The sequence below is a fragment of the Pseudomonas sp. HP_14 genome, from assembly GCF_055283875.1.
Window position 1 is genome coordinate 96,383 of sequence record NZ_JBTOQI010000005.1, and the last position, 13,999, is coordinate 110,381.

The following is a 13,999-nucleotide window of genomic DNA, read 5'->3' on the forward strand; positions in this document are numbered from 1 at the left end:
TTGCCAGCCTCACTTCAACAGCTGCTTCACCAACTCCGGCGTCACGTAGTGCGGGCCGTCGAACAGGTACAGCGGGTAGCCGTCATACGCTTCCAGCTGCGGTGTGAGCTCCTCGACGGTGGCGGAGCGGAAACCGCCGCCGTATTGCGGCCGGAAAGCCTCGGCGATGATTCGCACGCGGTCCTTGCCCAGTCTGTCGCGCAGCGCATCGGCATAGGTCCGAGCCACCGGGGCTGTGCGGGCGTAGACGCCGACGCCGTCCTGGAAGAACACGCCGATGTCGTCGGGTAGCCATTGCTTGAGCCAGTCAGCCGTAGCAGCAGGGCCGATATTGGCGCCATCGTAAACGCTGATCCATAAGGGCCTTGGCAGTTTGGCCAACAGTGCAGGCAGCTCCTTGGCCTTTGTCCAGCTGGGATCGACCTCGGCTGGAAAGTAGTAGCCCGTGACGTTCAGCGGCAAAGAGAGTTTGGCAACGCGCTCTGAAAGTTTAGCCAGTTGCTCAACGTTATCCCGGGAGCGATTCTCGCTGAAATACCCGGCCAGACCGACGATAACGTCTTTGGCCCAAGGCTCTTTACCGATCCGTACCCAGTCAGGCATGACCGGCACGCCGGGCAAGCCAGTACCCGGAACAAACGCCTGATCGTCGACCACCGTCCACTGCACCAACAATTCCCGTGCGCCGAGTTTGTGCCAGTCTCCCTTGATACCCACCGTGGCGTTGTCCGGTTGCCAGACCATACCGACGATTCCCGGATTCAACGGTTTAACTGCGTTTGCTATCAACATGGCGATCCCTGTCCCTATCATGGCTGCAAGCAGCAGAGCGGTCAGAGTCGCACGGTTTAATGGCCTGCCTGTAATCCTCACGGTAGCGCCTTGTTGATGCGCTGATGCCACTGGCTCAACGAAACCACGCCTTTGGCGTTCCAGTTGGCCGACGCATCAGGGCCTTGATGAAACTGGCCTTCGTTGAATTGCCAGACGATCACCTGAGGTTTCTGCTGGGCAAAATCCGCTGACTGCAAGTATTGCAGCAGGGTGGCCCAAGGTCCGACATCTCCCGGGTTCCAGGTCAGCGTCACCGGTCGGTCCAGCGCGTTGGACAGCTTCTGCGTGAAGCCCAGATAAGGCTGTACAAAGCTGTTGCCAATCACATGAACTGGCGCAGGTGCATCGTCGATCAACAAGTCTTTTTCCACCTGATGACGCACGGTGTAGATGTCCCGGCCAATGGCTTTGCGTTTGACCGCAGGCAGGAAGTTACTGGCCAGATCGCCAAACGCTCGCTTATCGAACCACTCACCGAGTACGGCGCCGCCACCGGACTCGCCCTGCAACGTATAGCGTTGCTTGATCAGGTTTGCCGTGGCGTCGGCCGTGTTCTCGGCACTCCAGGCCGTCCAGTGATAGTCGGCGCGGTAGAACGCCGTTTGATCACCGTGTTCGGTTTGCTGCAGGATCGGCTTGATGTCCAGCGTGGTCAGGCCAGCCTTGTGCATCGCGCCTTGCAATTGCTCGTAACGTTGCGCAACGGCGGGTTTCAACGGCTGATCGGCGGGCAGGCGCTGCGCATAGAACGGCGCTTTCATGGGCACGACCAGCACCACCAGCGCGATCTTGTTGCGCTCAAGTTGCTGCTGCACATCCTTGATCAGCGCGATGCTGCGAGTGGTACCGGCATTGTCGACTTTGTTCAGGCTTTCCCAGGCCGGAAACAACCAGCCGTCTTTGCCGGTAATCACTGCCGAAGCAGCCAGTACCGCAGTGCTGGAGAAGCTCAGCAATAATACGGCGGTCATCATCGCGGGCAGCGGCAGGCGGCGACCGGAGAGGGACATGTTCAGTCGGGCCATCATGGCGCAGTCTGATCGACGAGGCCGACCAGACGCGGCGTCTGGCCCGAGCCGATCAGGAACAGGCTATAGCGATCACCGGCCTTGAACGGTTCCAGTTTGAACGGCAGGCTGGCGCTCTGACCACAACTGGCAATCAGGGTCGCTTGCACCGGATTGATGGTGCGCTGCGCCTGACCCTTGAGTGGCACCTGGCTGAACACGCTGGAGCCGTTGGCCAGTTTGACATCCGCCTTTTCGCAACCGTTGCTCAGGTTGTAAAGGTTCAGCTCGGCACGCAAGTCCTTGCCGCGCACAGGCGGGTCAACCACCAACCGTGGAGCTGCGGCGGGGTTGTTGTCGAGGATCAGCGTGACAAAAGCGTTGGCCGGAGCCTTGAGGTCTTTTATCTCACGGCCATTCACCGTCAGCCGCAAGGGCTGACGGCCATCGACCACCTGAAACGGGCTGGCCAGTGTCGATTGCGCGGACAGGTTGAAGCTCGCGCCCTGATCAATGCGTACCTGCAGGGTGCTGTCGGATGGATTGACCACCCGGACCCAGGCCGAACCTTCCGGCAGTTTTGATTCATACAACTGAGCGATTTCAGACGCGGCCTGGGCCGAGGTGGCAGCCAGACTCATGCCCAGCCACAAGCAGATTCTAGGGTACATATCAGTCCTCAGTAAGAGTAAGTCAGTCGAGCAAACACGCCTTTGGCGCGGTCATCGCCAGACACCTTCACTCGATATTGCAGAGAAAAATCCACGTAGGAGCGCGGCGCGTTGTAAGCGTCTTCGCGGAACCAGTAGCGCACGTTATTACCCACTCCAACGCCTGCCGCGTGGCCCGACGAATAATCAGCGCGGCCATCGGCACCGGTTTTGCTGTTCATCTTCGAGTCGTAGTCGTAAGCGGCCACCACATGCGGGAAGGTGACCCAACGCGAGCCAGTACCGCCGATGGCATAGCTGCGGCCGCCTTGCCATTCACTGTTGAAGTAATTGCGCGAGTCGTTGACGTAGTGACCGGCTTCGGCGAACAGCTGTGAGGTCCACCAGCTTGGCGTATCGACCCGCAGATCGGTGCCGACGCTGGAGCCGTAGCCCAGACGCAGCAGCCAGTCGCCGTCGATGTTGGACGAACCGATCGGAAAGGTTCGTTCCGCGGCGGCCATGACGTTCAGCGACGAAAATGGTTTGACCCGCACGCCGAGTGCGCCTTGCAGGGCGTCCATGCCGGTGTCGGAGTCGCTGTTCTTGGCCCACAAGGTGTCGGTGATTCGTCCGTAAAGCTCGACGAAGCGTGCGTTGCGATAACCCAGTGGGCGCCATGACAGTTCGGTGCTGTTCTGCAGGCTGTCATTGCTGCTGCCACCACTTCCACCGTTGCCATTGCTGCCGGTACTCGGTGCTGAGCTCAGACCGCTGCTGGAGCTGTTGCCGCGATAGCTCGTGGTGCTGATCAGGCCCCAGGTGCGCGAGACGTCGGCCACCGCTCGGCGCGTGTCGAACAACTGCTGCGCAGGCATCTCCAGTTCACCGGAATTTTGCGCGTCGATCACGCGCTTGAAGTAACCCACCGCTTGCTCGTCATCATTGACGCGCATGGCGTTGTACGCCGCATCCTGAGTGGCCGTTGGCGGCAGTGGCGCCTCGGTGTCCGCCTTGAGAAACGAGTCATGTGCCGCCTCGTCGTCACCGGCCTGTACCGAGAGATAAGCCACCTGCAAATTGCTCATGCCTTCCAGCTCGCCTGCATCACGGGCTTGCTGCAAGCGCTCACGTGCCGTCCGGCGCTGACCCAGCGCCGCGTAAAGGCTGGCTTCTTCATACGTCGGCAGGCTGCCGAGCGCCAAGGCCTGGGTGAAGTCTTTGCGCGCCCCGGAATCATCTCCGGTTTGTTGGCGCAGCCGACCACGTTGCGCCAGCAGGCGGGCATCGTCGCCGTTGGCGGTAATGCCTTCACTGGCCGCGTCGATCGCTTCAGGCAGACGCTTTTGTTCAGTCAAAGCACTGACCAGCAAGCTGCGATAAGCCGGGTTTTGCGGCGCGCGGCGAATAGCCTCGCGGGCGAGGGCGGCGGCCGAAGCCGAGTCCTTGCGGGCCAATGCGGCGTAAGCTTGCACGGCAGTGTCTGTTCCCGCATCGCGCTGGTTGCCTGGCCAGATATCGCAGATCAGGCCGAAGGCGCTTTCCTGACAGTTCAATGCCGGGGCAGGAAAGCGCACGGCGGTTTTCAGCCCCTTGCTTTGCTGACGTACCACCACCTGCGCAGCGGCACGGCGACGGGCGACTTCGCCACCTTCGTCTGGCTTCAGCTGTTGCAACTGGTCGAGCGCTTGTTGTGGACTGCCGTTGGCCAGCGCGAGATCCGCTGCGAAGAAACGAATCTCGCGCTCCTCGGAATCCAGCAAACCTTCAATGGCCAGCGCTTGATTCAAGTCTGCCTGCGCTGCTTGAGTTTTACCCTGACGGTCCAGTGCATAGCTGCGCAGCACCCATGGTGCAATTTCGCCGTCGTCCTGTGCCAGTGCACCGGTCGCGGCTTGTTCCGCTGCGGGATAGTCCCGGGAGGCGAGCAGGGCGCTGATCAACAGTTGCTGGTTAGCAGCGATTTCCGGAGCCCAGCCGACTGCCCGGCGGGCTTGATTCACGGCTTCTGGCAGGTTGTTCTGTTCCAGTGCGCGATAACCGGCAATGGCCAGCGGCGCAGCGATTTGACGTCGAATGGCTTCACGGCGCATCAGCAATGCGTCGTCATCCGGGAAGACCCGCAGCGCTTCGGTGGTTGCCTGATCGGCTTCGACCAGATGCTGTTGGCGCTGCAAGGATTCGATCAGCAACAACCGATAATCCATGCGCTTGGGGGCCAGGGCGATGGCTTTGCGAGCGGACTGCGCCGCAACACCGAAGTCATCGCGGTCGTACGCTTTAAACGCTTGAGCAGCGGCCGCGAAGCCGGGGGACTGGCGCGCGTTTGGATAGCGACGCGGATTATCGCGTATGTCCTTGTCACGTTCCGCCAGTTCGATCAGCCGGTTCAACCGGGTCACGTCGGCACGCTGACGCAACGCCTCGCGGGCCTTGGCAATTGCCAGGTCGTAATCTTTGCGATCGTAAGCGCTGTAGGCTTCGTTGGCGGTTTGATAAGCCGGGCCGGTCAACGGCAGAGGCAGCGTTTCGCCGTAGCTTAATGCGGGCAGCAGGCTTGCGCCCGCGACCATCAGGCTCAGCAGAGAGCGTCTCATAATGTCGGCTCCGGCTGATAATGGCTGTGCTGGCGAGCGACCGCCTGTTCGATGGTAGCCCTCGGCAGTACGCCGATATCCACCAGATAATCGCCGATACGGCCGTGTTGCTGCGGTTTGTAATGCAACATCGCGTTGTTGAATACCGTGCGATCCAGCAGGCCCATTTCGATCAGCAAATCACCCAGCAGTGGCGCGCTGGCGTGTGGCAAGGCACGGTCATCGGAGGCATCGAGTTGACGCAATTGGCTGACGATTTCGCTTTCCCGGGCAATCAATTGCACAGGCTCGCTGCCCAACTCGGTGCTGATCTCTTCCAACCCTTCTGCTGACAACGGGCTGGCCACTGCAACTTGTGGACGACCCTCAGGGCTCAACCCCAAAGGCACGACACGCCAGCGCAGGGCAAACTCGTCGGCCAGTACCGGTGCTGCAAGTCCGGCCTTCGACGCGACGTCAAACACACGCGGCAAGTCGTTCTGGAACGCGATGGCTTCGGCCAGGGTTTCATCATCCAGCCAGCCGTTGTTGAGCAGGATCCGCCCCAATGGCAACTGGCGAGTCTGCTGTTCAGCCAGTGCGCTCTGCAGGTTGCTGTCGTTGATGGCCTGCCATGACAACAGCACGCTGCCCAGTTTGCGCGGCGCGACCGCCACCAGATCGGTGGACGGGAAGTCGTGCATGGTTTTATCCCAGACCAGCTTGCGGTTCATGACCTTGCCGACGATAAACATCTTCCAGGCGCGGGAGGCAGCCATGAAGTTGACGAAGTTGCCGACCACCATGCGGGGGATGGACAGTAATGCATGCTGCCAGCCGTACAGTACGCCAGTGAAATAGCAGCGGTGAATGACGCGCCAGGCCAGGGCAATGCCGTTGGCCAGCAACAGGTATTTGATGAAGCCATTGGTTTCAAACGGGGTAGGGAAACTCGTATCCCACAAGCCGCTCTGGCGCAGGATGATCAACGCCAGCAGTTGCACCAGAATCAGATAAGCAATGATGCTGACGAAGGCGGTGATGATGCCTTTGCGGTCGCGAAACAGCAGATAACGGTTGGCCAGCGAGCCGTTCCAGCCCATCTGTTCCCAACCTTGCAGGCCGATGCCCAGTGTCCAGCGAGCTTTCTGGCGAAACGCGGTGCGGAACGTATCGGGGAAAAACTCCCGTACGCACAGCGGCATTTTCAGGGTCGACTCGTAAGGCTTTCTGAACCACGATTTACGCAGCACCCGGTATTCCACCGGGAAGCGCACGAAGATCGCGTTCATGCCGACTTTTGCCAGACGCGCGCCCACATCGTAGTCCTCGGTAAGGCTATCGGTGTTGAACGGCATGTTCTGGGTTTCCCCGGCCAGCACACGTAGCGCCCGGTGCGAGAAACACGTGCCGACACCGGCTGAGGGCACGGTGTCACTCATGCTTTCGCGCACCACCAGGTCTTTGCCGTGCCATTCGGCAAACTCGTCCATGTAGGTGCCGGCGACCCATTCGTACCAGTTGCGCTCAAGCGAGACCACGGGCAGTTGAATCATGTCCTTGCGCGGCAGCAAGTAATTGAACAGGCGCAATTCCAGCGGGTGCAGCACGTCTTCACTGTCGTGCAACACCACACCCGCGAAGGTCATGCCGTGGGTTTGCTCGTGCAGGAAGATCGCCTGAATCACCCAGTTCAGGCAGTCAGCCTTGCAGGTCGGCCCGGCGTGCGGGACTTCTACACGGTGCAACTGCTTGTAACGGCGACGCATACGTTCGACTTCGTCGATGGTGCGCTGGTCGTTGATGTAGGTGCCGACAAACACCACGTAGTTCTGGTAATCCAGCGTCGACACCATGTTTTCGATCATGGGGGCGATGACGTCGTATTCCAGCCACGCCGGGACCATGATCGCCAGAGGCTGCTCATCCCGGGCGATCAATTGCTCGGCGGTCAGCGGCCGGTATTTGCGTCCGGCAGTGAACCTGCGAAATATCCGGCGAGACCAGTACCACAGATCGATGAACAGATCGTCCAGGCTGGAAATCAGGATCAGTATGGCGACCACAATCGTCGCGACTTCCAGGAAACTGTAGTAGTGGGCCAGCCAGTAGGGCCAATAAAGCGACGTCATCTCAGGTTCCCGTTACTGGCGATTGCGACGGGCGCTACGGCCAGCCAGCAACAATACGAGGAACAACAGGATGCCGCCCGGGATCAGCCAGAGCAGGGAAGGCGTGCGCCATGCGTCCAGACCTTTTGGCTCGTCATCATCGATCATCCGGCTACCGTTCGGGTCTTTGCTGTCCACAGTGGTCAGCGCGCCGTTGCTACCCAGAATGCTCGTGTCGCCACGGGTCAGCAGAATCGGTTTGGCGAACTGCGGTGCGTCAGCGCCCAGCGTCTGATAAACCAGACCGTGCTGGCTGCCGGACTCGACCACTTGCAGCGACGCGAGGTTATTCAACTGGGTCACGTCCAGCAGGACCTGATCTTTGTGGATGATGCGCAGACGACCTTGATCATCAACTTGCACGGCCTGCTTGCTGTCTTTGATCGGCAGGGCGAAGGCGAGGAAGGATTTGTCCGGTGTGACTGCGGCTTGCGGGTCGGCGCTGACTTTCAGCTGGGCCCGCAACGGTGAAACACCGCTGGCGCTGGCCACCGAAATCACCTGCGGCAAGCTGCTGGCCGGGTGATCCAGCCAGGCTTGTGGCACCAACACTTGAGTGTCCACCGCGAAACGTGCGGCCATGCCTGCGAAGTCATCGCTCGGCGTGGTTTTCTCCAGCACGATGTGGCTGGTCGGGCGTACTGCAACCGGGAACGCCTGAGGGGTTTCCAGGCAACGGTCGCTGACCGGCTGGCGCTGGAAGGAAACGCGCAGCACGTTGGTCGAACCCAAGGCATAACGCGGGATGCGCGCTTCAATGCGTTGTTTCTCGCCATTGGCTTCCAGTTGCTGCGCGCCAATCAGGTAATCATTGAGGAACAGCGAAGCAACAGGAGCCGTGTCCGAAGCACCCGGCGCGGCAGAGACATCAATCACCGCCTTGACTGGCAAGCGCCCGTCATAGGCGACGGCGCCCAGCGGGAACGAAGCACTCCAGTCGGCCTTGGCCAACACGTCGATGGTGCCCGGCTCGCCGCCCAGTCGCGACAGCGCTACACGGCCATCGGTGTCCAGCGGGGCTTGCGCTTCGCTGATGGCCAACTGGCGAGTACGAGCCAGTTTGTTCCACGCCGAGCTGAACATCGTCAGTGCTTTGGTGGTGGCGTCGGGGGCAATCATCAGCATCGGACGGCTGCCCAGCAAGGCCAGGCGTACGTTGTCTTTGCCGGTTTTCTGGCCTGCGTTGATGTGGCGCTCACGCCACTGGTTCAGCGCATCGGCAGCCGCTGCATCGCGGCCTTGAATCTGGGCATGCAAAGCGTCCAGCGATTCGTTGATTGCCTTGAGCAGTTGCGGATCGTTGATCGCCAGGTCTGCCTGCACGTTCGGCGTCTGGCCCAACACCAGCAACGCACCGATTTGTGCCGGATCGCTCAGGGTTTGCGTGCCTTTGCCATTGAGGCTGGCAAACGCGGGAATATTCAGCAGCTCAGCGGGAACACGCAGCGCGCTCAGGTCGACACTGTCCTGCAAGGCAGGGAAGGGCAGGATGCGTGCGTATTTACCGATGCGCTCCAGCGCCACGCCGATTCGCCAGGCGGCGTCGTAACTTTCAGCAGACAAACTGCCAGGAGCAACCATGATGCCTGGCTTGCCGGGCAGGGCATTCCACGCTGCGCCGATATCCTGCAGATCATTGGCGTTGTAGCTGTAGGTCAGGCGGGTGCTCGGGTCGATGCGCAATACATTGCCGATAACGCGTTCGTCTTCACACAGCACGCGGGAAACAATCGACGACCAGGCAACGCCCAGCCGCACCGATCCGCTGTCACGCGCGGCCTTGTCGACGCCCAATGTGGCATTGGCACTTCCTTGCGGCTCAGTCAGGCCTTCTGCACGCACCGGGTAGCCATCCAGCGACAACAGCATGGTGTTGCGTCCGCCTTCACCATTCAGGTAACTGGCATCGAACTGCAAGGTCGCGTCAGTCAGCGGTACCCCGGCCGGAACCGGCAGATACAGCTCGCGCCGCGAATCGGTGGAGCCGAGGATTATCGGCGTATCGATACCCAGATCACTCAGGCGAATTTCGCGCTGTTGTTGGGTATCAGTGTTCAACCGATTGATCGCCTGAGTGAGCGGGCTGTCAGCGGCCAGGGCAAAGTTGGGCATGAGCGCGAGCAGGCTCACGCCACAGGCAAGGGCGCTGAGCGCGCCCGATTGGGTGGCAACGGAAGACTTCATTCAGGCAGATCTCGGGTTGTTGGGGGCGAATGTTTAATGTTTATTGGAATGTGGATACCGGACGGTTCAGGGCGGTATGGGTAATGACCTGTGGGATATCGATGTCGCGCGGTGGCTTGCCCACCACAAACTCATGCATGGGTCTGCCCAGCAAGACGTCGACAATCCGCGAGCTGGCCTTGCCATCGCCGTAAGGGTTAGCCGCCAGGGAAGCGCGCCGCCACAGCAGGTCGTCGTCGTAGAGCGCGGACACGCCGCTGACGATTGATTCAGGTGAGGTACCGACCAACCGCACTGTGCCAGCGGCAACCGCTTCCGGCCGCTCGGTCACTTCGCGCATCACCAGCACGGGTTTACCAAGGGAAGGGGCTTCTTCCTGCACGCCGCCCGAGTCGGTCAGGATCACGTGAGCACGCTGCATCAAGCGCACGAACGCCAGGTAATCCAGCGGCTCAATCAGGTGCACATTGTCCAGGCCGCCCAGATGCTCGTTGACCGGGCCTTGAACATTGGGGTTCAGGTGCACGGGGTAGACGATTTGAATGTCATTACGGCTCGCCAGCTGGCGCAGGGCTTTACAGATATCCAGGAAGCCATCGCCGAAGTTTTCCCGGCGGTGACCGGTGACCAGCAGCACCTTGCGACCAGGCTTGATAAACGCAAACTGGCTATCAAGACGGTCGCGCAGCGCGTTGTCCTTATTGATGCGCTCTGCAGTGAGTTGCAGCGCATCAATCACGGTATTACCGGTGACGAAGGAGCGACCTTGCAGGCGTTCGCCGAGCAAATTGGTGCGCGACTCAAACGTCGGTGCAAACAGCAGGTCGGCGCCCAGATCAATACAGCGGCGGTTCATCTCTTCCGGCCACGGCGAGCGGATGTCTCCGGTACGCAAACCGGCTTCCACATGGCCGACGGGGATGCGCCGGTGGAACGCAGCCATCGCCGCAACCATGGCTGAGGTGGTATCGCCGTGTACCAGAACGCGGTCTGGCTGGATCATGTCCAGTACCGGATCAATCGCGTCGTACAGCGAGGCCGTCAGCGTATTGAGGTTCTGGTTAGGCTTCATCACGTCGAGGCTGAAGTCAGGCGTGAGATCGAACAGATCCATCACCTGTCTGAGCATGGTTTGATGCTGGCCCGTTACGCAGATGAGCGAGTGGACACCTGATTCAGCCGCAAGCGCTTTAACCAGTGGCGCCATCTTGATGGCTTCAGGCCGCGTGCCGAAAATCGACAGGACTTTAATCCTTGAATGACTGCGAGCGATGATGCCCTCCTCGCGCAATTTTATTGCGCCGCACAGTAGCCGACCCAAGGCGCGGAGGGCGCTTGAGTGAACTAGCGAATGAGTTTTAGTAGACCGGGGTTAAATCAGAATGGAGACATGATTATTCACTTCGTGTGATATGGCGCATTGCCTTGCTTCCCGGAACAGGGCCGATTATTAGCAGCATTCGCAATGAGTGCAAAGATTTATATACACTTTTTATGTTTAATTTCGCAGGGCGAAACTTTTGGCTTATCGATGAGTCTTTAAAAGGTTTTGGGTGAATTTGACGGAGGGCGTCTGGAAGGGTGTTACTTGGTTTAAGCTGTTGTATTTAAAGTGTTTTATATTATCTGCTTACCGCTCGTCACTGTGGGTTGAATCTTTTGTTGAGGCGGCTGTCGCTCTGAATTCTTGACAACTTGCGAGTCGGTTGAATGACGCCTGTATATTGTCGGCAGTGCAGAGTGTCCGACAATACTGCATGAATCACAAGTGTAGTTCGATAATTGTTTTGAACCTGAAAGATTTTCTCTGGTCAGGCGCGCGAACACTACATCGGTTCCGGACTGCCTGCCACACTTCAATCACCGGAATAGCCGCATTCCTATATAGAAGGTCGTGTTGTGTGCCTTACATCACACCAATGAAGTGAAGAGGATCGCCCCGCGCCCCTGACATTGCTCCTCTGTTTAAAAATCATCGCCTGACCGGGTGCGATCGCGAGCAAGCTCACTCCTACAGTTAAAAGCATTCCAATCATAGAGTTAGTCGTTACTGCCAGGAGCTGCTCCAGCGTCCCTGACACACCGCTTTCGCGTGGCAAACATATGCCTGTAGGAGCGAGCCTGCTCGCGATAGCGGCAGCACTGTTTTAAAAAACATCGCCTGACCAGGTGCGATCGCGAGCAAGCTCACTCCTACAGTTAAAAGCATTCCAGTCATAGAGTTAGTCGTTACTGCCAGGAGCTGCTCCAGCGTCCCTGACACCGCGGGCCCTGTAGGGGCGAGCTTGCTCGCGATAGCGGTAGCACTGTTTTAAAAATCATCGCCTTGCCGGGTGCTATCGCGAGCAAGCTCACTCCTACAGTTAAAAGTATTCCAATCATAGAGTTAGTCGTTACTGCCAGGAGCTGCTCCAGCGTCCCTGACACCGCGGGCCCTGTAGGGGCGAGCTTGCTCGCGATAGCGGTAGCACTGTTTAAAAATCATCGCCTGACCAGGTGCGATCGCGAGCAAGCTCACTCCTCCAGTTAAAAGTATCCCAATCATAGAGTTGAGTTGTTACTGCCAGGAGCTCCCCCAGCGTCCCTGACACACCGCTATCGCGTGGCAAACATGTGCCTGTAGGAGCGAGCTTGCCCGCGAAGGACGATCATGCGTAGAGAAAGTGCCTCTTTGCATATAGAGCGGCATACCGCCAGATGCCCCCGCGCAGAAGCATCTAGCGCACCGTTGATCGGGCAATGTAGTAGGTATGTATCGCTAACGTATCAGGGCCGTACATTAATATTGACGCCAAAGTTATGACTGCATAGTATCGCGGCCGGTTGCGATATCAATGAGCCATCACAAGGACGTCCCGTGTATTTTCCCGTTACAAGAGCCACCTTGCTGCTGGTGTTGATCGCATTGCCATTCACCGCTTACGGCGCCCCCACGCCGGGTGAGCAAGACCTTATCCGTGACCGTCAGGATCGCCTGCTCGAAGAGCAACGCCGTCGCCTTGAAGAACTCAAGGACTTGCCCGGTCGCCAGCAAACGCCAACAGCCCCGGTGGCACCCGCCGATACCCGTTGCTTCCCGATCAAGAACATCGAACTTAAAGGCGCGGCCTCGCTGTCCACCCGCGAGCGTGATGCGCTGCTTGAACCCTTCATCGGCCAATGCCTCGGGGTGGCGCAACTCAATGGCGTACTCAAAGCCATCACCGATCACTACATCGATAAAGGCCTGGTGACGACCCGCGCCTACCTGCCGCAACAGGACCTGTCCCAAGGCACGCTTCAAGTGCTGGTCGTCGAAGGCAAGCTGGAAAGCCTCAAGGGCGACACGGGCAGCGGCTTGTCTCCACGCGAGCTGGCCATGGCTTTTCCGGGGCGCGAAGGCCAGGAGTTGAACCTGCGCCAGATCGAGCAACTGCTCGATCAGCTCAACCGTCTCCCTTCCAATCAGGCAAAGATGGAGCTGGCTCCCGGAAGCGCCGTGGGTGGCAGCACGGTGTTGGTCAAGAACACCCCGCAAAAGCCCTGGCGCGCCACACTGGCCCGCCATAACGATGGCCAGAAAAGCACGGGTGAACAGCAGTGGGGCGTTGGTCTGGATTGGGACAGCCCTTTGGGCCTGGCGGATCAATTGAACCTGCGTGGCGGCCGCGACGCGGTCAGCGACCATCAGCGCAGCTATTACAGCAGCATGCTCAATTACAACCTGCCATGGGGCTGGTGGAATTTCAGTTACACCTACAGCGACAGCGACTACCGCACCCTCGGCCAGGGCGTCGGGTTCGACTTCAAATACACCGGTGAAAGTCAGACCCACCAGTTTCGCGCCGAGCGCGTTATCCACCGTGACGCCAAAGGTAAAACGGCCTTGAGCGCCGGTCTCAGCCATCTGCGCACCCGTAACTTCATCGAAGACAGCGAACTGGCCAACGGCGGCCAGCGCATCACCGAAGCCCAGTTCGGTTTCAGTCATGGCCGTGTGGTGGGCAGCGCGTTCGCCAACCTTGAACTGGGCATGCAGCAGGGCGTTGGTGCTCTGGACGCCATGGGCGAAGGCGAGCGCGCCAGCAACGAACCCACCGCACGCTATCGCAAATACACCGCCACCCTCAGTTATCTGCAGCCGTTCCAGATCGGTGACGAGCGCTTCAGTTTCAGCAGCCTGGCCACCGGTCAGCGCAGTGAAGACATGCTCTACAACAGCCAGCGTTTCAGCGTCAGCGGCCAGTCAGCCGTGCGCGGCTACAAAGAGCAGTTTCTCTCCGGCGACAGCGGCGGCTACTGGCGCAACGATTTGCGCTGGACTCGCCCGGTCACCCTCGACTGGCTGCAGCCGGTCTTCCAGCAATACAGCCTGGGTGTCGGCTACGACCAGGGCGTGATTCGCCGCGATGACAACAGCGGCGGCCAGAACGGCCGGGTGTCCAGCAACTCGCTGGAACTGTCCGCCCGTGGCAAACACGTGTCTGCCAGCGTGACGTTCGCGCACTCACTGGAGCGGCCTGTGGCCCTCAGTGAACGTGAAGCCCCGATCTATTTCCGCCTCGAACTTATTCTCTGATCCCGCCAAGGAACCCTCT

Annotated in this window: 8 protein-coding genes; 1 reads left to right on the forward strand and 7 read right to left on the reverse strand. The window is 59.5% G+C overall.

What is annotated here, in order from left to right; translation table 11 throughout:
* Window positions 1-9 precede the first annotated feature (9 nt).
* From ACYASS_RS05605 to wecB, 7 genes are all read right to left on the reverse strand, one after another.
* Window positions 10-792 carry an alpha-amylase family protein gene (locus tag ACYASS_RS05605; RefSeq protein ID WP_463585380.1) on the reverse strand — a complete coding sequence of 261 codons (783 nt, stop codon included), beginning with the start codon at window positions 790-792 and terminating at the stop codon, window positions 10-12.
* Window positions 793-869: 77 nt separating this feature from the next.
* A complete protein-coding gene (locus ACYASS_RS05610) occupies window positions 870-1,844 on the reverse strand; it encodes an alginate O-acetyltransferase AlgX-related protein (RefSeq protein WP_463585381.1) in 975 nt (324 codons plus the stop codon).
* A gap of 14 nt (window positions 1,845-1,858) precedes the next feature.
* On the reverse strand, window positions 1,859-2,512 hold the full coding sequence (locus ACYASS_RS05615; RefSeq protein ID WP_463585382.1) for an alginate O-acetyltransferase AlgF: 654 nt from the start codon (window positions 2,510-2,512) through the stop codon (window positions 1,859-1,861).
* Between the two features lie 8 nt (window positions 2,513-2,520).
* Window positions 2,521-5,088, reverse strand: a complete 2,568-nt coding sequence (locus ACYASS_RS05620; protein WP_463585383.1) for an NfrA family protein — start codon at window positions 5,086-5,088, stop codon at window positions 2,521-2,523.
* On the reverse strand, window positions 5,085-7,199 hold the full coding sequence (locus ACYASS_RS05625; protein WP_463585384.1) for a glycosyl transferase family protein: 2,115 nt from the start codon (window positions 7,197-7,199) through the stop codon (window positions 5,085-5,087). Before ACYASS_RS05625 ends, ACYASS_RS05620 begins: the two co-directional genes overlap by 4 nt.
* A gap of 12 nt (window positions 7,200-7,211) precedes the next feature.
* Entirely contained in the window at window positions 7,212-9,422 is a 2,211-nt protein-coding gene (locus ACYASS_RS05630; RefSeq protein ID WP_463585385.1) for a hypothetical protein, read from the reverse strand.
* A 40-nt stretch (window positions 9,423-9,462) separates the two neighbouring features.
* Window positions 9,463-10,695, reverse strand: coding sequence for a non-hydrolyzing UDP-N-acetylglucosamine 2-epimerase (wecB, locus tag ACYASS_RS05635; protein WP_463585454.1), 1,233 nt, complete (start codon window positions 10,693-10,695; stop codon window positions 9,463-9,465).
* A 1,584-nt stretch (window positions 10,696-12,279) separates the two neighbouring features.
* Here wecB and ACYASS_RS05640 point away from each other — a divergent pair.
* Window positions 12,280-13,980 carry a ShlB/FhaC/HecB family hemolysin secretion/activation protein gene (locus ACYASS_RS05640; RefSeq protein WP_463585386.1) on the forward strand — a complete coding sequence of 567 codons (1,701 nt, stop codon included), beginning with the start codon at window positions 12,280-12,282 and terminating at the stop codon, window positions 13,978-13,980.
* Window positions 13,981-13,999: the final 19 nt, after the last annotated feature.